Here is a 24742-nt window from a genome sequence, read left to right as displayed (position 1 = left end):
TATTAGATATATTAGGTCGAGATGAAATATCAGCAAGAACTACGACACGTTCAACGTCATTGTTTCTGTCGTATCCTGTCCTAGCATTTGTACACGCTGATCACTAAACATATCCATATCAGGAGCTAGCGTACGCATAAACCGATCAAAATATAACATTTGCTTGGTCAATAAAGCAAAGTCGCGTGGAAAATGAATACCGTGACGCTTGCCAACTTCGACAATCTCAAGCATCATTTTATTGAGCTCGTCGGCTTGCTCTTTACTATTAAACGGTACGCCGCTGGTAAAGGTCTTATCTTCTGCCATGATCGTTATCATCATGCGCTCTAGATCGTTACCTAAGGCGACCACATCGACTTTATTGCCGCCATGCGTCATTTCCATATCAATCATATGACGGGCCATCGCTTGATAATCACTATCTTGCATCGCTTGCATCATACCCATGCACGCACGCCAGCTCTCCGCTTTTAATTTACCGACAATACCAAAGTCTAAGAAACCAATACGCCCATCGGTCAATAGCATTAAATTACCAGCATGCAGGTCAGCATGGAAACTATTGCACAGCATAAGGCTGGCAAACCATGTATTTAACGTATCTGCCATGACTTGTGCAGGGTCGCTGCAGTACTGACGCATGAGCGATTCATCAACCATAGAAACCCCATATAGACGGCTCATCGTCAATACACGCTTGGTGGTCAGATCTTCATATACGGTTGGTGCCACTACCCGAGTGTTGCCTGATACCGCTAAGAACTGTTGAAAATCGCGGATATTTTGAGCTTCAGCAATAAAGTCAGTCTCAGCAAGCATACGCAGGCGAATCTCATCGATAATCGGCGCGATACTAGCGAACTTCATCGATGGCATCACTATTTCAAGTAGCTTGGTCACGCCGTGTAATACACCCAAGTCGGTCTGCATGATCGTCTCAACACCAGGCTTTTGTACCTTTAGCACCACTTCATCACCATTATGCAAACGGGCTGCATGGACTTGAGCGATAGAGGCGGATGCTAGCGGCTCTGAATCGATATAAGCAAATTTATCATCAATCGTTATACCCTCAGTCGCTAGTTCTTCTTTTAGCACTTGCTCGATATAAGCATAAGATAATGGCGTGGTTTGATCCAAACAACTTTGAAAAGCGGTGACATAATCACGTGGAAACAGCGAGGGTGTACTAGCGATAAACTGACCGATTTTGATATAAGTCGTGCCTAACTGCTCAAAGGTTTCTTTGAGTAGCATTGCATCAGGTTTTTCCCCTTTTGCGACTCTCAGCGCAGAAAGACCTGCCACACTCGCGGTTTGGCGAACACGGTTGACGACATTAAAGGTATGCTTTAACAAATGCGGACGATGAATTTTCATAAAAAACAACTATGGTAATAGAAAGGATTTGAAAATAGACAATATAATTTAAAGATACATCAAAGGCACATTATTCAATTGGGACTGCTACAGATATGACACTCTGGATCTTTTCTATAACCCATCAGCCGTTGCTGCATCTGACTACCATCCCATATGAGCAGCTTGTTTGTCAGTGGATTTTTGGTTAATCCCAGATACTGCAAGGCGGTATTGGCTTGCAGGTTACCCATGACAGCAGTGGTACTCGCAAGCACGCCCGAATTGGCACAAGTCCGCTCATCAGCGGCTTCATCAAGCTCGACTGAGCCAAACACACAATGATAGCAACCTGTGTCCAGATGTGGCTCAAACAGTGCCAGCTGCCCTTGCATCGCAATTGCCGAGGCAGAGAGTAATGGAATTTCATAGCGTACGCTAATGCGATTAATGACGTCACGAGTCGCAAAGTTATCCGTACAATCTAGTAATAAGTCTGGCTTACCCGAAGCCATATCGAGCAACTCATAAGCGTTGTCTTCATTTAACCGCGCCACTGTGCCGCAAGCTACTATCAAAGGATTGATGCGAGCCAGCATAGCAGCCGCTGTCAGCGCTTTTGGCTTACCCATATCTTCAGGCAAGAACAGTGTTTGGCGCTGTAGGTTACTTGCCTCGATCGCATCATCATCGATCAGATGAACAGATCCTACCCCTGCACGCACCAGTGTCTCAGACGCTGGACAACCAAGGCCGCCTGCCCCTATCATCACCACGTGTGCTGATTTTAATCGCAGCTGAGCATCCATATCCCAACCGTCTAGTAGTATTTGCCGTGCATAACGGAGCAGCTCATCATCTGATAGCTGTACTAACTCTTTTGCCATATTTATTCACAACCTATCATTAAAGAAGCTGACACATAAAACCTATCTATGCACATTGCCCTAGCGTGACGCGATCATTACCACCATAATCTTGCACCGTGTGTACTGATCCAAAGCCGCTGTCTAAAAATAGCTGTCGAACCGCAGCACCTTGGTCAAAGCCATGCTCGATAGCCAATAGTCCATCTGTACGCAAATAATTCGGTGCCTGCACAACGATATGCTCGATATCAGCCAAGCCATGATTGGGTGCACTGAGCGCACTAATCGGTTCAGCGGTTAGTCCCGCCAAATGCACATCTTCTTCATCTATATAAGGCGGGTTTGAGACAATCACATCAAACCAATGCTCATCACCAGTGGGTAGCGCTTGATACCAGCTACTTTGGATAAATTCAACATGGGTAACATCATTACTCACAGCGTTATGCTGAGCAACCTTGAGCGCCTCAAGCGATAGATCAACCGCCACCACTTGCCAATCAGCGTGCTTTAATTCATGAGCCAGACTAATCGCGATACAACCTGACCCCGTACCTAAATCCAGCAAGTGCTTATGGTTGCTTGATACTGGCTGAGCATTTATCCAATTCAATACTTGCTCGACCAACACTTCGGTATCAGGCCTAGGGATCAAGGTGTGCTCATCGACGCTAAAATTCAGCGACCAAAAATCCTGCTGTCCAGTCAGATAAGCAAGCGGTATTCCTTGCTGCATCCTTACTACACCAGAATTGAACTGTGCAAGCTCACTATCGGTTAGTTGATAGTCGTCATCCGTCATCAAAAACAGTTTCGGTTTATCAATGGCATGCAACAACCAGTCCGTTAGCCAAAATGATGGTATCTGACTACTCGTATCACCATTTATCAGTTGTCCAATTTGCTGCTTGATTTGACGAATGGTCAATGCTGTCATAAGTGACTCTTAAAGATATTGTGAATGTATAAATGCGAAAGTACTGCCGACGCTACTCTGACGCGCGTGGCGGCTCATTGGTATCGGTCAGGTTTGGATTTGCCTTTGTTAATTTGTCATTATCACCGTATATATCGTCATTATCACCAATGACAATATGTTTATCGACCAAGTAAATCAATATCAAAATTGGCACGCCAATCGCAAAGGTAAAAATAAAGAAAAACGGATAGCCCATATTGTCGACAACAGCACCAGAGTAACCACCCATCACTTTCGGTATCAGCGTCATTAGCGATGAAAAGATAGCATACTGTACCGCAGTAAAATGAATCGATGTCAAGGCAGATAAGAACGCGATGAATACCGCACTGGCAAGACCTGCTGCCAGATTATCGAAAATCACGGCCACATACATATGCGGTAAGCTACCAGGGTTGTAAGTGAGCAGGACAAATAATAAATTCGTCACACAAGCCAGTATGGCACCAATCATCATCGCCTGCATCATGCGCATCTTTTGAGCCAAAATCCCGCCCAAAAAACCACCCGCAATAACCATGATGACACCGACTAACTTCACAGCATTGGCAATGTCTGTCTTACTAAAACCCATGTCTTGGTAAAAGACGTTCGAAATTACCCCTGCGACGATGTCAGAAATGCGATATAACCCAATCAAGGCCAGTAGCAATAATGCTTTTTTGCCATAACGACGGAAAAAATCAACGACTGGTTCAACCCAAGTGGTATAAGCCATTTCTTGTTTGACCACGCCCACTTTAACAGACAGATAACCCACAACCGATGCCACCAATAGACTTGCTAAGAGATGAACCACTTCAAGTAAAAAAGCAAACATCACACTGTCTGTCTCTGGCAGTAACGCACCAACATTGACAAAAGCGATGATAAAAGCGGCGACCGACAATACAAACACCAGTACCAAACGGGCATAGTCAGAGGCGGGACGATCAATGCGTATCTGCTCACTCACAGGCTCCCGAATTATCAGCGTGGTCACCACACCTACGCCCATCACTGCTGCCATGATCCAATAAGTATTGCGCCATGCTTCGTAACTATATAACTCTTCAGTCGAACCGAAATAATCTGCCAAATAGAGCGCACCTGCGCCTGCAAAAATCATCCCTAAACGGTAGCCTGCGGTATACATTGCCGACAATACTGACTGAAAACTCGCAGGGGCAAGCTCAATACGATAGGCATCGACCACAATATCTTGCGTGGCGGATGAAAAGCCCAATAGCACGGCTGCCATGGCCATATAGTGCAAACTGCTCTCATCGGTCGGATTGATGCTGGCCATCATATAAATCGCCAAAATAATTAAGAGCTGTGCAATCAAAATCCAGCTACGACGGCGGCCCAGTAATCTAGTCAATATCGGTAGCGGCACCGCATCTACTAGGGGCGCCCAAATGAACTTGAACGAATATCCCAATGCCGCCCAACTAAAGGTCGTCACTACACTGCGATCAAATCCCGCCTCACGAAGCCATAACGACAAGCTGGAGAAAATAAGCAAAATAGGAATACCAGCTGCAAAACCCAAAAACAGCATGATCATAGCACGCCGATCAAGATAGGCTTTCGCCGCCTCGCCCCATGATTTTTTGGCAATGGGAGGTTTGGGTGGTACAGATTTGACAGCAGACATAATAACTCACCAACAATTGAGACAAATAACACAACTGCGCACAATTTTTATCAATCTTTAGCATCAGTTATCCATAAAAAGATCGATAAAAATTGCTCTACGTTGCACCAATATGATCATTACAACAAAATTCAGTTATGGTACTTGAGAACCGCTACCTTGACTAGATGTTTTTGCATTAACTCATTGATTCTGGCACTTTCATAACGGCTTATATTTCGCTGCAGTAACGCAGATTATAGCAATCTTTCACTATGGTTAAACCAGTCCTTAGTTTTCTTACTACTTACTCTCATCAAAGATGTCTAACAACGCTTTCAGTTATCGGTAATATGTAGATAGAGATAGGATCAATACAAACTTGATCAGCTTATTACTGTCCTACCTAGTAGCAAGAGCAATGGCGTTAATAGCAAGCTGGATGAGGTACTACACCAAGACTTAATGATTAATAATTTAAAACATATAATTCTTATATATTAGTTTTATAAATGCAAAGCGCTTCGTTATGCTCTCTATATCAACAATGATTATCTCGATTGACTACTCGTTCTTTTTATTATCCTAGCCTAGGAGTTTTACCATGTCCGACTCAACCAAAGCCACAACTGATAAAAACACAGCCCAAGATACTGCCGGTTGTCCCGTGAACCACGGCGATAACAACGCACCGACCAACACAACCTATGATCAAGGTGATGATAAAGGACCGACGATTCATAGTGAAAACGTTGATCAGACACATGCACCGCAGCGCCCTAGTATGGGTGGCTGTCCTGTTATGCACCAAGCGCACACCACCACAGCCTCTGCTGCTACTGATTGGTGGCCAAATAGCTTAAACCTAGACATATTGCATCAGCAAGACAAAAAGACTGATCCAATGGGAGCAGACTTTGATTATGCTGAAGCTTTTAAGCAACTTGATCTGGAAGCGGTCAAAACAGATCTAAAAAACTTGATGACCGAATCACAAGAATGGTGGCCAGCAGATTGGGGCCATTATGGTGGCTTGATGATTCGTATGGCATGGCACTCGGCGGGCACGTATCGCGGCGCCGATGGTCGCGGCGGTTCTAATACTGGTAATCAACGTTTTGCACCGTTAAATAGCTGGCCGGACAACGTCAACCTAGACAAAGCCCGTCGCCTACTGTGGCCCATCAAGAAAAAGTACGGCAATAAACTGTCTTGGGCGGATTTGATGATCTTGGCAGGTAACATGGCTTATGAATCTATGGGCTTTAAAACGCTAGGCTTTGCTGGTGGTCGCGCTGACATCTGGCATCCAGAAAAAGACATCTACTGGGGTTCTGAGCGTGAATGGTTAGCCGCTACCGAAAACCGCTACGATAGCGATAAAGATCGTGCCTCCCTCGAAAACCCACTAGCAGCGGTACAAATGGGCTTGATCTATGTCAATCCTGAAGGGGTCGATGGCAACCCTGACCCATTAAAGACCGCTCAAGACATGCGTACGACGTTTGCACGTATGTCAATGAACGATGAAGAAACGGTTGCTTTAACCGCTGGTGGTCATACCGTTGGTAAGTGTCACGGTAATGGCGATGCGACAACATTAGAAGACGAGCCAGAAGCTGCCGATGTCAAAGAGCAAGGTCTAGGCTGGCGCAATCCTAAAGGTAATGGCAATGCAGGTGATACTGTTTCAAGTGGTATTGAAGGCGCGTGGACAACCAATCCAACCCAATGGGATCACGGCTATTTTGAGCTACTCTTGAATCACAACTGGGCATTAGCAAAAAGTCCAGCAGGTGCATGGCAGTGGGAGCCAACGGATATTAAAGAAGAAGATCGTCCATTAGACGCTCATGACCCAAGTGTCCGCCGCAATCCGATCATGACTGATGCTGATATGGCGTTGATTAAAGATCCTGTTTATCGCGAGATTTCAGAGAAATTCCATAACGACCCAGCGTATTTTGATGAAGTATTTGCCAAAGCATGGTTCAAACTGACTCACCGCGATTTGGGACCGAAATCTCGTTACTTAGGTGCAGATGTACCAAATGAAGACTTTATCTGGCAAGACCCTATTCCAACAGGCAATGCAGACTTGAATGCTGATGATATTGCGACGCTAAAATCGCAAATATTGGACAGTGATTTGAGCCGCCGTGAGTTGATCATCACCGCATGGGATAGCGCACGTACATTCCGTGCTTCGGACTATCGCGGCGGTGCTAATGGTGCACGTATCCGTTTGGCCCCGCAAAAAGACTGGGCAGGTAATGAGCCAGAGCAGCTACAACGCGTGCTTGAGACATTAACCAGCATTCAGTCTGATTTTGATAAAGACGTGAGTTTGTCCGATCTGATTGTGCTCGCTGGTAATACCGCTATTGAACAAGCAGCGAACGATGCAGGCGTAGAGGTTACCGTACCGTTTACCGCAGGTCGCGGCGATGCAGAAGCGGCAATGACTGATGCAGAATCTTTTGCGGATTTAGAGCCACTGCACGACGGCTATCGCAACTGGGTCAAAGAAGACTACGCAGTCTCTCCTGAAGAGATGCTACTTGATCGCACTCAGTTGATGGGATTGACCGCACCTGAGATGGTCGTATTGATTGGCGGCATGCGCGTCCTCGATACCAATCATGGACAGAGCCAACAAGGCGTCTTTACTGAACGCGCAGGTGTCTTAACCAACGACTTCTTTGTCAATTTAACAGATATGAGCTACACGTGGCATCCTGTGAATGCAGCAGACAATACTGCCAATAACTACGAAGTACGTGAGCGTGGTACAGGCAACGTCAAATGGCAAGCCAGCCGTGTGGATTTGGTATTTGGCTCAAACTCTATCTTGCGTGCTTATGCTGAGTTATATGCGCAGGACGATAACTTAGAGAAATTCGTTCGTGATTTCGTTCGCGCTTGGAGCAAAGTCATGAATGCGGATCGTTATGATGTTGCTGAGTAAGCATTACTGATTAGATTAATGAACAGTGAGTAAGTCTATCAATCATGAACAGCTATCTTTTATAAGGTAGCTGTTTTTTTATGCCTAAAATTTAGATATTCAACAGTCTTAAATACTCTGAGTCGCATATCCTAGTCAAATAAATCAAATGACTAAAATTAAATGACTGTAAGAAATACTGTAAAAGCAAGAGGACTATAAAAACCTATATTCATAATTATCATAAATTGATAGCTATTTATTATATACAAGAATAATAGCTTTGTTTTACACTACGCTCTTATGGCACATTTGTACGTTTTTACTTTCATATACAAATCTTTCAGATATAGATAAGGTTTGTATTGTTACACAATAGGATTCAGTGATGGCAATCGATGTAGTAGTCAATCAGCGACATTTGCAAATTCAGCTCAAGCAGTTGGAAACAGTCTGGCATACGGTGATTAATGGCTATAACTTAAGTCAAGCAGCGACTGTGCTACACACCAGCCAATCAAGTTTGTCAAAGCATATCGCGGCACTTGAAAACCAACTGAAGACCGAAGTATTTATTCGTCAAGGAAAGCGTCTGACAGGGCTGACCACCATGGGTACGGCGCTTATGCCACATATCGAGTCCATCTTTGCTGAAATCCGTACGATTGAAAATTTAAGCCTAGATTTCAACAATCCTAATATCGGTACACTAACGATTGCAACGACTCACACGCAGGCACGATATGTCTTGCCGAAAGTAGTGAAAGAATTTAAAGATCGCTTTCCCAAAGTCAACTTGATCTTGCAACAAGCAGATCCTGAGACCATCGCACAGATGGTGATTCGTGGTCAGGCTGATATCGGTATCGCAACTGAGTCCTTACTTCATAATAACTATCTCAGATGCTACCGCTATTACGACTGGACGCATCGTGTCATCGTGCCAAGCGATCACGAACTTGCCAAGCAAGACTCTATCGATTTGCCGACTCTTGCCAGCTATCCCATCGTGACCTATCACGGCGGCTTTACTGGACGCGGCGCGATTGATAAAACCTTTGAAGCAGCAGGTCTAGAGCCAGATATCGTACTCGCCGCGCTCGATGCTGACGTCATTAGCACCTATGTTGGACTTGGCTTAGGCATTGGTATTATTGCCGAAATGGCATTTGAACCGAGTCATTATCAGAACCTAACTGCCATACCAGTCGATCACTTCGGGCGCTTCACCAGTTGGATGGCGGTGCGTGATGATGCGGAAATCCGCCAATACGGTCGTGCCTTTATGGAGCTGTGTCAGAAACAATTCGACAACTAAAACAAAGGGGCTAAACCGCTGGTCTTACCTTACCCCACCTTTACCGAGCTTATGTATAAGTGATAAAATACAGTCTAGAACGTTATTCAACGTTTTATTTCGTTTTTATTTCTGCATGTATTGCTGGACGCCTAGACATTTAATTGTACTGGGTGTCGATCACTGCATGTCCATTTGCTTCTATGTAACAGGTGATACCGCTCATGGAAAAACTCGTAGCGATCATTATGGCAGTTTTTGCCGCCCCCTTGCTTATTGGCGGCGCTTATCTGCTCTCTTTAGGCGGTAGTCCTTACTATCTTTTTGCTGGCGTTATGATGTTAACGACAGCATTTTTATTGTTCAAAAAACACTGGAGTGCTTACGGGGTGTACGCGATATTTATCGTTGTGACACTAGTATGGTCGCTTTGGGAATCTGGATTTTATTGGTGGGCGCTGGCAACTCGCTTAGGCTTCCCGCTAATATTTGGTTTATTGATGCTTTTACCGTGGGTCTCTAAGAAGATGCACGGGCAACACACTCAAGTAACAAACACAAGCAACGCTAAGAAAAGTCCTCTTTATTATTGGGGACTAATGGCCAGTGTGGTTGTGGGTGCACTGCTCTCTTTCGGTAGTATGGCCAATAATGCCACCGACAAATTGGGCGAGCTCGATTTGACTGCCAACGATGACGGCGATCAAAACGCCAATTCTGCAAATCTTGGCGATCCACTATCAAATGGTCAGCAAACACCAGATGGCGAATGGAGCGCGTATGGCCGTACTGACTATGGACAACGCTACTCTCCTCTGACTCAGATCAACACTGATAATGTCAAAGATTTAGAGCTCGCTTGGCAAATCCAAACTGGAGATGTCAAAGGTCCTAATGACGTTGGTGAAACCACTTATCAAGCAACACCATTGAAAATCGGCAACGCCTTGTATATGTGTACGCCTCACAACTGGGTATTGGCATTAGATGCCGACTCTGGTGAGACATTGTGGAAGTTTGATCCTAAGGTTGGCGAAAACCTCCAACGTCAGCATCAAACCTGTCGCGGTGTATCTTACTATGCTGGTCAAGCTGGCACGGATAATACTGCTCCAGTTACTACTGTTGAGGCAGCTGACAATAGTGCCACTGACGATACGTCCGTCGCCGCCAGCACATCTGCTGCTGCTAGCGATACAATGGTACAAAAAATCGCGGGAAATACCTTTGAAAACGCATCTAAGCAATGTGATGCCAAGATATTTATCCCAACCTCTGATGCCAAGCTATATGCACTGGATCCAAAAACTGGGCAACGCTGTCAAGACTTTGGTGAAGATGGCGCATTAGACCTCATGCACAACATGCCGTTCCAACAAGCAGGCTACTACTATTCAACATCTGCACCCGTCGTCGCAGGTGGGGTTATTATTGTCGCTGGTGCTGTCAACGACAACTATGATGTGAACTCACCTTCTGGTGTGATCCGTGCTTATGATGTTAATACTGGCGAACTCATGTGGAACTGGGATTCAGGCGATCCTGACAACACAGCACCTTTTGATGTCAACGATCCAACCCAAGTCTATCGCACCAGCTCACCAAATTCATGGTCGACAGCCAGTGCTGATGAAGAGCTTGGATTAGCATATTTCCCAATGGGTAACCGCACACCCGATCAGCTAGGTAGCTATCGTAACGCTGCTGAAGAAAAATATGCCACTTCTGTGGTTGCACTAGATCTTAAAACAGGTGAAGCGCGCTGGGTACAGCAGTTTGTCCATCATGATCTTTGGGATATGGATACGCCTGCTCAGCCAACATTGCTTGACTTAGATACCGTTGATGGTGTCCAACCTGCGTTGGTTATACCGACCAAACAAGGCGATGTCTACGTCTTGAACCGTGCAACAGGCGAGCCTATTGTACCTATCAAAGAGCGTGATGCACCGCAAGGCTATCTCATTGCTGGTGAACATGCATCGCCAACACAGCCTTACTCTGGCTTGAGCTTTGCGCCTGAGAAACTGACTGAAAAAGATATGTGGGGCGCAAGTCTCATCGATCAGATGATGTGCCGTATTGAGTTTAACCAACTCAACTACGACGGTCGTTACACGCCGCCATCAACCAATGGTACTTTAGTCTATCCTGGTAACTTTGGTACCTTTAACTGGGGCGGACTTGCTGTTGATCCTGAAAACGGCGTGATGTTCGGTATGCCCACTTACCTTGCCTTCACCTCAAAACTCATCCCTAAAGACACACTTGGCGATGTTGAAACCAATAAAGGTGAACAAGGTGTGAATGCCAATGAAGGTGCAGACTATGCGGTAGAAATGGGACCATTTTTATCACCACTCGGCGTACCTTGTCAGCAGCCACCGTGGGGTACAATCGCAGGTGCTGATCTGGCCACAGGCGAGATTGCTTATCAGCGCAAAAATGGTACTGTGCAGGATTTATCTCCTATTCCATTGAAGTTTGAGTTAGGAGTCCCTGGTATCGGTGGCCCTATCATCACCAAAGGTGGTGTGGCCTTCTTGTCTGCTGCAACCGAAAACAACTTCCGAGCTTATGATCTAAAAAATGGCGATGTGCTATGGAATGTCCGTATTCCAGCAGGTGGTCAGGCTACACCGATGACTTACTTGAACTCTAAAGGTGAGCAGATGGTGGTATTGGTGGCTGGTGGACATGGTTCAGTAGGTACGAAGATTGGTGATTATGTCGTGGCTTATAAGCTTGGCGACCAAGCTAAATAATTGGTCTAAGTGATCGACTGCAATAATCACTCAGTTAAATAACGTCATTTTTAGAAAGCAGGTAACTTCGGTTACCTGCTTTTTTATGTGCTGATACTTTTATTATAAGATTCTTTTCCTGATGATAAGCTTATCTATCAACGGATACTGTTGCTCTCCAAGCGCCTCAGTCATCGATAACCAATCTTTGTTATGATTTATTGCTACTCAGTAACATAGCTTGAAATCGATAGCGGTGACAAGCATATCAAGAGAAAATAATTAATAACTCTACTGGATGATTTATGAGTAACAAAATCCCTTTATCTTTTTTAGATCTAGCACCTGTACCTGAAGGCAAAACAATCTCTGAAGGTATCGCCCAAACGGTCGAAACCGCACAGCAAGCAGAAAGATCTGGCTTAAACCGTTATTGGATGGCAGAGCATCATAATATGCCAGGTATCGCTAGTGCAGCAACCTCGGTATTGCTATCGCATATCGGTAGCCAAACTGAGCGTATCCGTATTGGGGCAGGCGGTGTCATGCTACCCAATCATGCGCCTTTGGTGATTGCTGAGCAATTCGGTACATTGCAGGCGTTATATGGCGACCGTGTTGACTTGGGTTTAGGACGCGCACCTGGCACTGATGGGGCAACGTTTCAGGCACTGCGACGCCAAATGAAAGACGCTGAGCGTTTTCCACAAGATGTACAAGAACTGATGTACTTCTTGGGTAATGATACAGATGGCAGCCCTGTGCAAGCGTTCCCTGGCGCTAGATCAGGCATCCCTATTTGGATATTAGGCTCGTCCCTTTTTGGCGCAACCTTAGCCGCGCATTTAGGACTGCCCTATGTGTTTGCCTCACATTTTGCACCGCAAATGCTAGGACAAGCCATTAAAGCCTATCGTGAGCAGTTCAAGCCGTCTGCCTATTTAGATAAGCCTTATGTCATGCTGGCTGCAAACTTGTTACTGGCTGACGACGATGAGACTGCTCAGTATCACTTTACTTCAGCACAGCAGAGTTTTGTACGCTTGCGCCGTGGTGAGACAGGTCAAATGCCAAAGCCTACGCACGATATGGATAGCATCTGGAGCCAAGCAGAAAAAATGATGGTAGATAATGCGCTGTCAGTTTCATTCATTGGATCTGTCGAAACGGTCAAACCAAGACTGGCTGCGTTTTTGGCAACCCATCAACCAGATGAATTGATTGTAACTGCTAATGTGCATAATCAAGCAGCGCGTATTCGTTCACTTGAACTTACACCGGAGCTAAACTTATTTACTTTACAATCAAATGAGACACTTGCATAATTATTGCTAAACCTTAACTGGATTTTTGACATGGAAGCAACTGCTATTGTTGGTGCATCATTGATGATTGGCTCGTCGATATTTATGTATATCTTGGCATTTCTTGCAGTCATGGCTATCGGTGGGTATCTGACCTATCGTACTAGTCCAAAGCAAAAGCAACGCCGAGAAGATAAGCGCAATCAAGACAATCTGAATTAATATAAAAAAGCCCCTTTTTTTCTGAAAAAGGGGCTTTTTTAGTATAGTAAAACGCATTAAAGCTTAATATATTAAAAATTATAGGGTCTGTTAAAGTGAATGCAGCAAACCTTTTTCCTAGATTCTTTACTACATTAAACCAAGCGCACGTAATGCTGCCGCACCGAATGCCATTCCGAACATACCCACCACTGTCGTAAATGCCAAAATATTTGCCGCGAGCACATCATTGCCACCCATAGCCTTTGCCATCACGTAACTGGCTGCAGCAGCTGGTGATGCCACCATCAAGAATAGCACGCCCATATGTACACCTGATAAACCGAATGCTAATCCAATCGCAATGGCGACGATTGGTGCAATGACAATACGACCAATACTGGCTTGCATAGACAACCCTGAAGCATTCAGCATCGACTTCAAATCAATACTGGCGCCAGCGCAAATCAGTGCCAATGGCAATGCGACCGCTGCCAACAAATCACCAGTCTTGTGAATCACACCCGTAAGTGGTGGCAATGGCAGCGCCTTATAAGCAAATGCTGATAGCAATGCCAATATCAGTGGATTAGTAAATACCTTTTTGATAATCATAATACTGCGACTGATCAAAGTATCATCCACACTTTTAGAAACACGACTTAATGTAATGACTGCTAAAATATTGAACAATATGGTGACTACGCCCATATAGACGGCACCGATACTCAACCCGCGCTCACCATAAGCATTAGCAACGGTTGCGAGGCCAATAATAGCCATGTTGCTACGGAAAATACCTTGTACGAACACGCCTTGGTCGGCAGGACGTTTGACAAAACGCTTGGCATACAGCTCCGCCCCAAAGAACAGGACAAATGTCACCAAAATACCAACAAAGATTAGCTTAACTTGCTGACCATAATCAACATCGCTATCAACCACGCTAAAAAACAACAAGCAAGGCAGACAGTAGTTAAAAACAAAGCTGGATGCCTGATCGATGAAACTTTGGCTTGCTTCGCCACGTCTTTGCATAAAAAAACCCAACCACATTAAAGCAAGGTTGGGGAATACAATAGTAATAGCAAAAACAATAGCATCAATCATAAATAGGCTCAATTCGGTGACAAGCCCATCATGATATGAGCATAAACAAGAAAATTTAATAAGTAATAATCAGATTTTATGACCTAGTATAGAGACAAAGCAGCAAGTAAGACAAGTTTGAATGAAACTTTATTTCGATAATGAGGTAGATTTCTAATAAACAAAAGCCCGTAATAATATTTTATTACGGGCTTTTTATATCATGGATGCTTTGTTATAAAAGGCTTTAGCATACTACCGTTATGAGTCAAGCGCAGCTTTTGCTTTTTTGTGTTTTTTGACCGTCATTGCCAGTAACTGTATAGCAGCAGGTGTGACACCGCTGACTCGCCCAGCTTGAGCAAGCGTCGCAGGTCTTACTTTCGTAAGCTTTTGCACGATCTCATTTGATAGTCCTGATACGACACTATAATCAAAATCTAACGGTAGCACCGTGTTTTCTAGTCGCTTCATTTGATCAATATCTTCTTGCTGACGGTCAATGTAGCCGGCATATTTAACAGAAATCTCGATCTGCTCGCCCACTTGTGCATCAACGGTTGAGTCAGTGATAGCCGCGATATCAGCAAAATGTATTTGCGGACGCTTGAGCAAATCAAAGGCAGTCGATTCTTTAGACAGTACCTCACCCGTCTGCTCAGTCACTTGCTTACCTAACGCGTTGGTAGGCGTGGCCCACATATCTTTTAGGCGTGACGTTTCTGTCGAGATCGCTTCCATCTTTTCTTGATAGGCCTGCCAGCGCACGTCATCTACCAGTCCTAATTTACGACCCGTCTCAGTTAAGCGCTGATCTGCATTGTCTTCACGTAAGAGCAAACGATACTCTGCGCGGCTCGTAAACATGCGGTATGGCTCGGTAGTACCGTGAGTAATCAAGTCATCCACAAGTACACCAAGATACGCTTCATCACGGCGCGGTGTCCACGTTTCAAACTCACTGTTATTGGTCGTCACCAATGCCGCATTGGTTCCTGCTAGCAAGCCCTGCACGCCCGCTTCTTCATAACCCGTCGTACCATTAATCTGACCGGCAAAGTACAGACGATCAATCGATTTGGTCTCAAGCGTTGGCTTAAGATTCTGTGGATCAAAATAATCATATTCAATCGCATAACCTGGGCGAGTAATATGCGCGTTCTCTAGCCCTTTCATACTGTGAATGAAGTCTAACTGCACATCAAATGGCAAGCTCGTTGAGATACCGTTCGGATATAGCTCATGCGTGGTCAAACCTTCTGGCTCAATAAAGATCTGATGGCTGTCCTTATCCGCAAAACGATGAATTTTATCTTCGATAGACGGACAATAACGCGGGCCTACGCCTTCAATTTTGCCAGAGAACATTGGTGAACGGTCAAGGTTTTCGCGGATGATGTCATGAGTACGCGCATTGGTATGGGTTATATAGCAATTGACCTGCTCAGGATGCATAGAGACGTCACCCATATAGCTCATCACTGGCAATGGCGTATCACCTGGCTGTACCGTCATCACACTGAAGTCCACACTACGCGCATCGATACGCGCTGGCGTACCTGTCTTTAGACGACCGACTGGTAGCTTAAGCTCACGTAAACGATCCGCAAGCTTAATAGACGGCTGATCCCCTGCACGTCCACCATTTGAGTTTTCCATACCAATATGAATGACACCCCCCAAGAAAGTCCCTGAGGTTAATACGACCGTTTCTGTTTTAAAGACAATACCAGTTGATGTCACAACAGCCGTCGCACGGCCGTTTTCGACCAAAATATCATCAGCGGCTTGCTGGAATAAATCTAGGTTTGGTTGGTTCTCTAGCGTATGACGGATCGCCGCTTTGTATAGAATACGGTCTGCTTGCGCACGCGTGGCACGAACGGCAGCCCCTTTACGACTGTTTAGTACGCGAAACTGAATACCTGCTTTATCCGTTGCCAGCGCCATTGCACCGCCCAACGCATCAATCTCACGCACCAAATGCGATTTACCGATACCGCCAATCGCAGGGTTACAGCTCATCTGCCCGAGCGTCTCAATATTATGCGTCAACAATAAGGTCTGTGCGCCCATGCGTGCAGCCGCCAGAGCAGCTTCTGTACCAGCATGACCACCGCCGATCACTATCACGTCGTAATGTTTTGGGTATTGCATGTGTGCCTCACTTGACTCATAACGCTGCCGATGGTCATATTCTATTGATAAAGAACACGGCAATCGACAAATAAACGTCAGTCGTATTTATAAAAAAGATAACGACTCAGATAAGTCGTTCATAATTGGTTAGATAACCTGTCATTATAACAATTTTTTCACGCTTAAAAAACGCTAGGATAAAAACTATTATAATTAGACGCAAAGATATTTATGCCAACATCACTTTAGTGGTTAGCTTTTGAGTTTGTAATAATGTCTTAGCCATTACCGTTACCACGGCTCAAGGGTACGATCTGATCCGATTGACCACTAGACAACATATGATGACTACCATACCCTTCTGGATTAATCTGTAAATAGGCATTCATTTGACCAATCGCCTCACCATCATCACTCGCCAAAATCTGCGCTTTGATGAGCTCAACTGGCGGTAATGGTAAGTTTTTAAGCAGTGCCAAACGCTGATGGTTGTCACCCTTGTTGACTACCAGTTCGATAAGCTGACGGGCATCGATAGGCAAATCTGGCGTGTTCTGTGCCAACAGTGCCAAATGATAAGCACCTGCTGGATCTTGGTCCACAACAATGCGCTGCTCGATAGCGATATAGGTCGCTTCAGTTGCACCGCCCGCCACACTAAGCTGATGAATACACTTGAGTGCTGAATATGACTCGTTGTTAGCAATTTCAATAATGCGTGTAGATTCATTTTTTAGACGCTCACGGCGCTTTTCAATCGCTGCCTGCTCAGCCGCTTCTCTTTGCTCGTTTAACTGTTCACTGTTTTGGTTATTCATAAAACCCTCTTACTCATCTGATAATTATTATTTATATAGCTTGTATCTTGGACACTATATGGGGGTAAATCCCATAAAAACAACGAAGCCTAATGACATAGGCGCGTGGAAATAATAATAGGGACAAGAATAGATAGGGTATTAGTGACACTAATAGCAACAATAAAAAAACCCAAACAGCCATTAATGACCATTTGGGTTTGCTGTGCTTGTACCTTATAAAGGCTAATTGGACATTAAATACATCCAATTCACATTTTCAAGTATTAAGCAGCTGGACTGTTTGCTTCGATCAATGGCTTTAGCTCACCTGATTGATACATTTGTAGGATGATGTCTGATCCACCCATTAACTCGCCATCAATCCATAATTGTGGGAACGTTGGCCAATTAGCAACCTTTGGTAACGTTGCACGAATTTCTGGGTTTTCTAAAATGTTTACAAACGCAAATGGACGACCAATCTGAGTCAACACTTCGATAGAGCGCGCAGAAAAGCCACACTGCGGAAATTGCGGTGTGCCTTTCATGTAGATAATAACTTTATTGTCACGGATTTGATCACGGATCAATTGTTCAACGTCGTTTGCAGCAGTGTTTGGGGTTTGCTCACTCATAAAAGCTCCTATTGATAAAGCGGTTCATTAAAATGATTATTTATATAAAATAATTGTATAAAGACGTGGCTGATACATGGGGCGACTGCCGCCGTATTACAAGCACGAATTTCTATCTATATAGGTTCGATAGCATTAGGGACTAATAATACCACGGCATTGGCCATGATGCCCTCTTGACGACCCGTAAATCCCAATTTTTCAGTCGTGGTGGCTTTCACACTGATATTGCTAATATCTGTTTGCAAGTCACTGGCGATATTGGCACGCATGGCTAGATTATGCGGCGCCAACTTCGGACGCTCACACATCACGGTAATATCAGCATTGCCTAGGCTATAACCAGCCTCTTGCACTTTACTATAAACATAACGCAGCAAAATCCTTGAATCCAATCCAGCATGTGCCGCATCGGTATCGGGAAAATGCTGTCCGATATCACCAAGCGCCAATGCACCAAGTAGCGCATCAGCAAGTGCGTGCAAGACCACATCCCCATCAGAGTGTGCAAGCAAACTGTGAGTATGCTCAATCGGCACGCCCGCTAGGATGACATATTGTTGCTGCTGACCATTATTATGAAAAGCATGAACATCGATACCTTGACCAATTTTTATCATTATTATTCCAAGATGAGTTAAAGGTGATTAAAATAATTCAAAACCGCTATCTGAATTTTCAAAGCGGTTTTACGAGCAGCCGGACACCATCGGTCGCCACCAGTTTCAATTAACTGGTATAATATGATGTTTATTTTATCATAATACCAGATCCAAAAGACAAGCTGACGTTGTTGTGCTGAGACTATGTATTGTAGTGATTGCATAACGCTTGGCGTCGAAATGTACTTTGGATAACGTATAAATAGTTGAGCCGTTTTATGTCAGCCATACAAAGTACCTCAAGCACAACCGTTTCTGAGTCTTTTAATGCTCATCGCCCTTTAACACTTGCTGATGTCGAAAATCCTAGCACCAAGCATGTGATCGTCGGTATGTCAGGCGGGGTCGATTCTTCTGTATCAGCCGTATTACTTCAGCAGGCAGGCTTCAAGGTCGAAGGCCTGTTTATGAAGAACTGGGAAGAAGATGACGGCACCGAATACTGTACGGCGATGGATGATTTAGCAGACGCGCAGGCCGTGTGTGACAAAATCGGTATGAAACTGCACACGGCTAACTTTGCTATGGAATACTGGGATCGCGTATTCGAGCACTTTTTGGCAGAATATAAAGCAGGACGCACCCCAAACCCTGATATCTTGTGCAATAAAGAAATTAAGTTTAAGGCGTTTTTGGACTATGCGTTGACCCTTGGTGCAGATTATATTGCTACAGGTCACTATACGCGCCGCAGTGTGAACTATACCAATGCCGACGGTGACGAGGTTGCGCAGCTCTTACGCGGACTTGATAACAATAAAGACCAAAGCTATTTCTTGCATGCGGTTGGCGGTGACAAAATCGCCAAAACGCTATTCCCCGTTGGTGAGCTCGAAAAGCCAGTGGTACGTCAGATTGCTGAAGAGCATGACCTAGCGACGGCTAAAAAGAAAGACTCTACAGGCATTTGCTTTATTGGTGAGCGCCGTTTTAAAGACTTCTTACAGCAATATCTGCCTGCCCAAAAAGGCGAGATACTTACTGATGATAATAAAGTCATCGGTACTCATGACGGCCTGATGTATTACACACTGGGTCAACGTGGTGGCATCGGCATTGGCGGTGTTAAAGACCGTGTAGAGGCGCCGTGGTTTGTATTGGCAAAAGACTTAGACGAAAACCGCTTAATCGTTGGTCAAGGGCATGAACATCCCATGCTCATGAGCAACGAGCTAAAAGCCTATAAGCTCGATTGGACTAATGGTTTACCGCCTGCGGATGTGTTTAGCGATGAAGGCCTGGCCTGTATGGAAAAGTCTCGCTATCGCCAGCCAGACCAAGCGTGTCGCGTATTTGCGACCAATGCTGATGGCAGCGAAGTGCGCGTGGTATTTGATGAGCCACAGCGCGCCGTCACTCCTGGACAGTCAGCGGTATTTTATATTGATGAAGTGTGTCTGGGCGGCGGCGTGATTGAATCTATTGATGCACCTTGCGGATTCTAATTGATTCCTAAGACCCAACCTCAAGCACAGATGTTGACGCAGTGAATAGATTGATTTTAACGGACGTCAACATCGCTTTATTTGCATAGACCGCTTTTTTAATATCATATTTCTGCTATATTACGCGCAACGATTTCGACGTCGTTTATTATATGGTAATTTTTTATCTAGACTCTTGCAGTTTTTTATTTCATAACTACTGAGGCATAACCATGACCCCACTTACCGCTCTCTCTCCAATTGATGGTCGTTACGCATCAAAGGCTGACAGCTTACGTCCTTATTTATCTGAATTTGGTCTAATCAAAGCCCGCGTCACGGTAGAGATTCGCTGGTTGCAGTCTTTGGCTGACAACAGCGCAATTGGTGAATTAGCAGCATTTGATGACCAGACCAATGCTTTTTTGAATGCAATCGTTGATGACTTTAGTGAAGCCGATGCCCAAGCTATCAAAGACATCGAAGCGACGACCAATCATGATGTAAAAGCGGTTGAGTACTTTATCAAAAATAAGTTCCGTGGTCAGGATGCCTTGATTGATTCTCTTGAGTTCATTCACTTTGCCTGCACCAGTGAAGATATCAATAACCTATCGTATGCATTGATGCTCAAAGACAGCCGCGAGCTAGTCGTTGCCAAAATGCAGCAAGTGACTGACAGTATCGTTGACTTAGCAATTGCTCACGCTGATCAACCAATGCTGTCACGCACTCATGGTCAAACCGCAAGCCCAACGACACTTGGCAAAGAGATGGCAAACGTGGCTTATCGCCTAGCCCGTCAAATCAAGCAAATCAACCAAGTAGAGCTATTAGGTAAAATCAACGGCGCCGTTGGTAACTACAATGCGCATTTTTCAGCGTATCCTGACGTTGACTGGCAGAGCCATGCTGAAGCATTTATCAATCAGCGTTTGGCGCTAACATTTAACCCTTATACCACGCAGATCGAGCCACATGACTACATCGCCGAACTGTTTGACGCAGTAAAACGCTTCAATACAATCTTGATCGATTTCAACCGCGATATTTGGCAATATATTAGCTTAGGCTATTTTAAACAGCGCCTAAAAGATGGTGAAGTTGGCTCTTCTACCATGCCGCATAAAGTTAATCCAATTGACTTTGAAAACTCTGAAGGTAACTTAGGCGTTGCCAATGCGATGCTGGCTCATTTGGGTGAGAAATTACCAATTTCACGTATGCAGCGTGACCTATCTGACTCAACGGTGCTGCGTAACATCGGTGTTGGCCTAGCACAGAGCATGATTGCGTTTGATGCTTGCCTAAAAGGCGTGGGTAAACTTGAGCTAAATGCACAGCGTTTAAATGATGACTTGAATCAAGCGCAAGAAGTATTGGCAGAGCCGATTCAAACAGTCATGCGTCGCTACCGCGTTGAAAACCCGTACGAGAAACTAAAAGCCTTGACTCGCGGTAATGCCATGACTCGTGAAGCCATGCTAACTTTCGTCGAAAGCGATGAGCTATCGGCAGTTAATGATGCGGATAAAGAACGCTTGCGTGAATTGACGCCTGCTACTTATATCGGTAATGCCGCTGAACAAGCACGCGCTATTAAAGAATGGATTGCCAAGCTGTAACTACTAACTATTGATAGCAGCCAGCGAGCACTATGCATCAAAATAAAAAATCTGTGCTTGCTAGTACGATTGCGGTATTTGTCGTTATGGTACTGGCAAGCATTGAGCCTCTAGAGTGGTCGAGCTACCTGTTACATCAGCTCGGTACGCTACTTTTCTTAGCATTGATGCTAGTTGCTTATCGCTATAACTATGTTAGCTCACGCTCTTATGTGCTCGCATCACTATTTTTAGTCATTCACATCATAGGGGCGCGTTATCTATACTCTTACGTGCCCTACAATGATTGGACACAGCAACTATTCGGTATACGTTTAGACGAATTGTTTGGTTGGCAGCGCAATATGTACGATCGTCTTGTCCATTTTAGCTACGGGCTTTTACTGTTCCATGCGATGGTAGATGTCTCAAAATCTATCTTCAAAGTCCAATCCGTCAAACTACTCATCGCACTTGCTCTCATGATTAATATGTCATCAAGTCTGCTCTACGAGCTGCTCGAATGGGGCATTGCAATGACGTTATCACCAGAAGCTGCTGAAGCGTATAACGGTCAGCAGGGTGACGTTTGGGACGCCCACAAAGATATGGCTTTAGCCTTACTCGGTGGGCTAATTGCGGCAGGTATTATGCTATTTAAAACTCGTCAAAACCAAGTGGTATCTAATTAAGTGATTAATCGTCTTTTTTATCATCGTCACTATCACCCGGTATGATGGCTTTACCGACAGCAACAGTTCCTTTGACCACACCTTTGGTGGTTTTGTAAGCGATTTTGGCAGGTACGGTGACAATCTTATGGACACAGGCTTGTAATAAAAACACGCTAGCGATAATGACGATAAAGTGCAATTTTTTCATAACTTTCCTACGATTCGGTGGCTGCTCTGATGATAGCCATCAGATAGAGGATCATCATAAACGATTAAAACCTTTCTATAAAGCCTCTCTTACTATCAATCTCATACGCATTTAAAATATGGACTTACCCATGACTTCTATTCCTCTTTGTCTACCCGACTCTATCACGCCTGAGCAGTTTTTGGCTGAATACTGGCAAAAGAAACCCTTACTTATCAAGCAAGGCTTACCACAATTGATCGACATGTTTGAGCCAGATGACATGATTGGTCTTGCCCTTGAAGAAGATGCTAGCGCACGCTTGCTAACCCAAGCAGCCAATAAAAAAGAAGGTCAGGCACAGTGGCAACTCAAAAAAAGCCCTTTGAATGAAACGGATTTTGAAAATCTACCAGAGCAGTGGACTGTACTGGTGCAAAACCTAGAACAGTGGTCGCCAGAGCTCGGTCAGTTGTGGCAAGCGTTTGACTTTATTCCGCAGTGGCAGCGCGATGACATCATGGTTTCTTATGCGCCAGCAGCTGGATCGGTCGGTAAACATTATGACGACTACGATGTGTTTTTAGCACAAGGCTATGGTTCTAGGCGCTGGCAATTGGGTAAGTTTTGTGATGAGCAGACAGAGTTTGTCGCTGATGAGCCTTTACGCTTGTTCGATGATATGGGAGAGCTTATCTTCGATGAGATACTAGAAGCGGGTGATGTGCTTTATGTACCGCCTAAATTATCGCATTTCGGGGTGGCGCAAGACGACTGTCTGACTTTCTCGTTTGGTTGCCGTCGTCCAAACATAATGCAAATCATCGATAGCGTGGCCGATATTGCGACCAATGACAGCCAGTTATTTATCCCGATGCTACTGCCACAAACGCTACAGAACTCAGGGGAGCTGCAAGCGGACAGCATCGCTGCGATCAAAGCGCAATTGCTAGAGATGCTACAATCTGAGCGCGGTGATGAGATGATTCGCCAAGCAGTTTCTGAAGTGGTTAGTAAACGCCAATATGATGCACTCATGCCAGAGGAAACACTGGATACTGAAGCGCTCATGCAAGCATTGTCTGAGGGTGCGACACTACAAGCAGATTATAGCAATCGCCTACTCTATAACAAAACCAATGATGATATTGTGCTGTATGCCAATGGGCAGCGCCTCGATGGACTTGATGATGCAGCAATAGCAGTGTTGGTACGTTTGGCTGATGGAGAGCCATTACAGCATCATGATGTGAAGGATATCGATGCAGATGATTTAAGCGAATGGTTAGAGAACGGTTGGGTATGGATTGAAATGGCTGAATAAGACCGCGTAATTATTTTCAGTTAAATCACTCAAATAAAAAAACCGCTATCTGATAATTACTCAGATAGCGGTTTTTTCTTATGCATATTATACAATTACTCGTTCAATACTCATGATGATGTATCAAACGCCACTTAGTATTTATTAAAACCACTATAAACACTAAGCGGGTTGGTCGTTAGTACTATTACTCTGTACCAAGCTCAAGCAAGCTCGCGTTACCGCCGATTGCTGTGGTGTTAATAGTCTTAACACGCTCAGTGACAAAACGATGCAGATAATCAGGCGTTAACATCTCTGATAAGCCTTCCATATCAGTGACGCTAATCACTTGCGTCAAAATACCGTCTGTCTTAGCAAGCTCTTGACTGATGGCTTGTACTTCACTGTGGTTACCAGAAACGGCCACTTGGGCAAGACGATCGATATACAAAAGCGTGGTGGTCTGAGAGTCATTAGCCACACTCAATACATCTTCGCTAATACCTGTATCGTACAATATCTTAGCAGCTTCATTGCACATCTCATCTTGGCTTGGGCAATGCAATATGACTTCATTACCAGTCAATAATGCGGCTATCAGCTGCCCTAGCACTGCCATTGCTCTGGCAGACTCTTCACCAATGACCATCGTCTTACCACGACCTGTCACATATAAGTCATTCGACTCACCAGTTGCGCCAGTCATACGATGCGTCTCGTCCAAACTAGGAGCCGCGCTCAATAGATGATTGAACAAACGCTTTGCTTTGTTGGCATCACCAGTCAATAGAGACAACTTTGGAATTGCCGCCTCTAGGTACGTTGCGCGATTGACCGCGCCAAGTAGTCGCCAAGATTCACAAACCTGGGCATGATTTTTTTTGAATTCAGTCGCCATGTT

The 24742-nt window shown here is 44.8% G+C and carries 20 protein-coding genes; 9 read left to right on the top strand and 11 right to left on the bottom strand.

Going from position 1 to position 24742, the window contains the following annotated elements:
• Positions 1-39 precede the first annotated feature (39 nt).
• The 4 genes from JMX83_RS08490 to JMX83_RS08475 all read right to left on the bottom strand — a co-directional run bounded on the left by JMX83_RS08490 (position 40) and on the right by JMX83_RS08475 (position 4849).
• Positions 40-1383 carry an ABC1 kinase family protein gene (locus JMX83_RS08490; RefSeq protein ID WP_201600616.1) on the bottom strand — a complete coding sequence of 448 codons (1344 nt, stop codon included), beginning with the start codon at positions 1381-1383 and terminating at the stop codon, positions 40-42.
• 74 nt (positions 1384-1457) lie between these two features.
• Positions 1458-2249 carry a HesA/MoeB/ThiF family protein gene (locus JMX83_RS08485; protein ID WP_201600614.1) on the bottom strand — a complete coding sequence of 264 codons (792 nt, stop codon included), beginning with the start codon at positions 2247-2249 and terminating at the stop codon, positions 1458-1460.
• A 46-nt stretch (positions 2250-2295) separates the two neighbouring features.
• On the bottom strand, positions 2296-3168 hold the full coding sequence (gene prmC, locus JMX83_RS08480) for a peptide chain release factor N(5)-glutamine methyltransferase (RefSeq protein ID WP_201600612.1): 873 nt from the start codon (positions 3166-3168) through the stop codon (positions 2296-2298).
• A gap of 52 nt (positions 3169-3220) precedes the next feature.
• Positions 3221-4849: an AmpG family muropeptide MFS transporter gene (locus JMX83_RS08475; protein WP_201600610.1), complete on the bottom strand. Its 1629-nt coding sequence runs from the start codon at positions 4847-4849 to the stop codon at positions 3221-3223.
• Positions 4850-5612: 763 nt separating this feature from the next.
• Here JMX83_RS08475 and katG point away from each other — a divergent pair.
• The 5 genes from katG to JMX83_RS08450 all read left to right on the top strand — a co-directional run bounded on the left by katG (position 5613) and on the right by JMX83_RS08450 (position 13342).
• Complete coding sequence (gene katG, locus JMX83_RS08470) at positions 5613-7796, top strand: catalase/peroxidase HPI (protein WP_201600670.1); 2184 nt, start codon at positions 5613-5615, stop codon at positions 7794-7796.
• 367 nt (positions 7797-8163) lie between these two features.
• The gene (locus tag JMX83_RS08465; protein WP_201600607.1) at positions 8164-9093 is read left to right on the top strand and encodes a LysR substrate-binding domain-containing protein; all 930 of its coding nucleotides are present in this window, start codon (positions 8164-8166) and stop codon (positions 9091-9093) included.
• Positions 9094-9296: 203 nt separating this feature from the next.
• Entirely contained in the window at positions 9297-11837 is a 2541-nt protein-coding gene (locus JMX83_RS08460; protein WP_201600604.1) for a membrane-bound PQQ-dependent dehydrogenase, glucose/quinate/shikimate family, read from the top strand.
• 284 nt (positions 11838-12121) lie between these two features.
• Positions 12122-13141 carry an LLM class flavin-dependent oxidoreductase gene (locus JMX83_RS08455; RefSeq protein ID WP_201600601.1) on the top strand — a complete coding sequence of 340 codons (1020 nt, stop codon included), beginning with the start codon at positions 12122-12124 and terminating at the stop codon, positions 13139-13141.
• 30 nt (positions 13142-13171) lie between these two features.
• Positions 13172-13342: a hypothetical protein gene (locus JMX83_RS08450; RefSeq protein WP_201600598.1), complete on the top strand. Its 171-nt coding sequence runs from the start codon at positions 13172-13174 to the stop codon at positions 13340-13342.
• A 129-nt stretch (positions 13343-13471) separates the two neighbouring features.
• On the opposite strand, the gene JMX83_RS08445 is transcribed toward JMX83_RS08450, so the two are convergent.
• The 5 genes from JMX83_RS08445 to ispF form a co-directional block, all read right to left on the bottom strand.
• Positions 13472-14431 (bottom strand): AEC family transporter, encoded by a 960-nt coding sequence (locus JMX83_RS08445; protein ID WP_201600595.1) that lies wholly within the window; start codon positions 14429-14431, stop codon positions 13472-13474.
• A 240-nt stretch (positions 14432-14671) separates the two neighbouring features.
• Complete coding sequence (gene mnmG, locus JMX83_RS08440) at positions 14672-16567, bottom strand: tRNA uridine-5-carboxymethylaminomethyl(34) synthesis enzyme MnmG (protein ID WP_201600592.1); 1896 nt, start codon at positions 16565-16567, stop codon at positions 14672-14674.
• Between the two features lie 260 nt (positions 16568-16827).
• A complete protein-coding gene (locus JMX83_RS08435) occupies positions 16828-17367 on the bottom strand; it encodes a hypothetical protein (protein WP_201600589.1) in 540 nt (179 codons plus the stop codon).
• Between the two features lie 266 nt (positions 17368-17633).
• Positions 17634-17984, bottom strand: coding sequence for a Grx4 family monothiol glutaredoxin (gene grxD, locus JMX83_RS08430; protein ID WP_201600586.1), 351 nt, complete (start codon positions 17982-17984; stop codon positions 17634-17636).
• 116 nt (positions 17985-18100) lie between these two features.
• Complete coding sequence (gene ispF / locus JMX83_RS08425) at positions 18101-18604, bottom strand: 2-C-methyl-D-erythritol 2,4-cyclodiphosphate synthase (RefSeq protein WP_201600583.1); 504 nt, start codon at positions 18602-18604, stop codon at positions 18101-18103.
• A gap of 374 nt (positions 18605-18978) precedes the next feature.
• On the opposite strand from ispF, the gene mnmA reads away from it, so the two are divergent.
• The 3 genes from mnmA to JMX83_RS08410 all read left to right on the top strand — a co-directional run bounded on the left by mnmA (position 18979) and on the right by JMX83_RS08410 (position 22366).
• A complete protein-coding gene (gene mnmA, locus JMX83_RS08420) occupies positions 18979-20091 on the top strand; it encodes a tRNA 2-thiouridine(34) synthase MnmA (protein ID WP_455431198.1) in 1113 nt (370 codons plus the stop codon).
• 212 nt (positions 20092-20303) lie between these two features.
• Positions 20304-21695, top strand: a complete 1392-nt coding sequence (purB, locus tag JMX83_RS08415) for an adenylosuccinate lyase (protein WP_201600577.1) — start codon at positions 20304-20306, stop codon at positions 21693-21695.
• 32 nt (positions 21696-21727) lie between these two features.
• On the top strand, positions 21728-22366 hold the full coding sequence (locus JMX83_RS08410; protein WP_201600574.1) for a DUF2238 domain-containing protein: 639 nt from the start codon (positions 21728-21730) through the stop codon (positions 22364-22366).
• Between the two features lie 4 nt (positions 22367-22370).
• On the opposite strand, the gene JMX83_RS08405 is transcribed toward JMX83_RS08410, so the two are convergent.
• The gene (locus JMX83_RS08405) at positions 22371-22556 is read right to left on the bottom strand and encodes an NF038104 family lipoprotein (RefSeq protein WP_058025337.1); all 186 of its coding nucleotides are present in this window, start codon (positions 22554-22556) and stop codon (positions 22371-22373) included.
• Between the two features lie 130 nt (positions 22557-22686).
• Between JMX83_RS08405 and JMX83_RS08400 the strand changes: the two genes are divergently transcribed.
• Entirely contained in the window at positions 22687-23859 is a 1173-nt protein-coding gene (locus tag JMX83_RS08400; protein WP_201600571.1) for a cupin domain-containing protein, read from the top strand.
• Positions 23860-24046: 187 nt separating this feature from the next.
• On the opposite strand, the gene JMX83_RS08395 is transcribed toward JMX83_RS08400, so the two are convergent.
• A complete protein-coding gene (locus JMX83_RS08395; protein WP_201600568.1) occupies positions 24047-24739 on the bottom strand; it encodes a 1-pyrroline-5-carboxylate dehydrogenase in 693 nt (230 codons plus the stop codon).
• Between the last annotated feature and the right edge of the window lie 3 nt (positions 24740-24742).

The organism is Psychrobacter piscatorii (assembly GCF_904846415.1).
Taxonomy (GTDB): domain Bacteria; phylum Pseudomonadota; class Gammaproteobacteria; order Pseudomonadales; family Moraxellaceae; genus Psychrobacter; species Psychrobacter piscatorii.
This window is presented reverse-complemented; position numbering and strand designations above follow the sequence as displayed.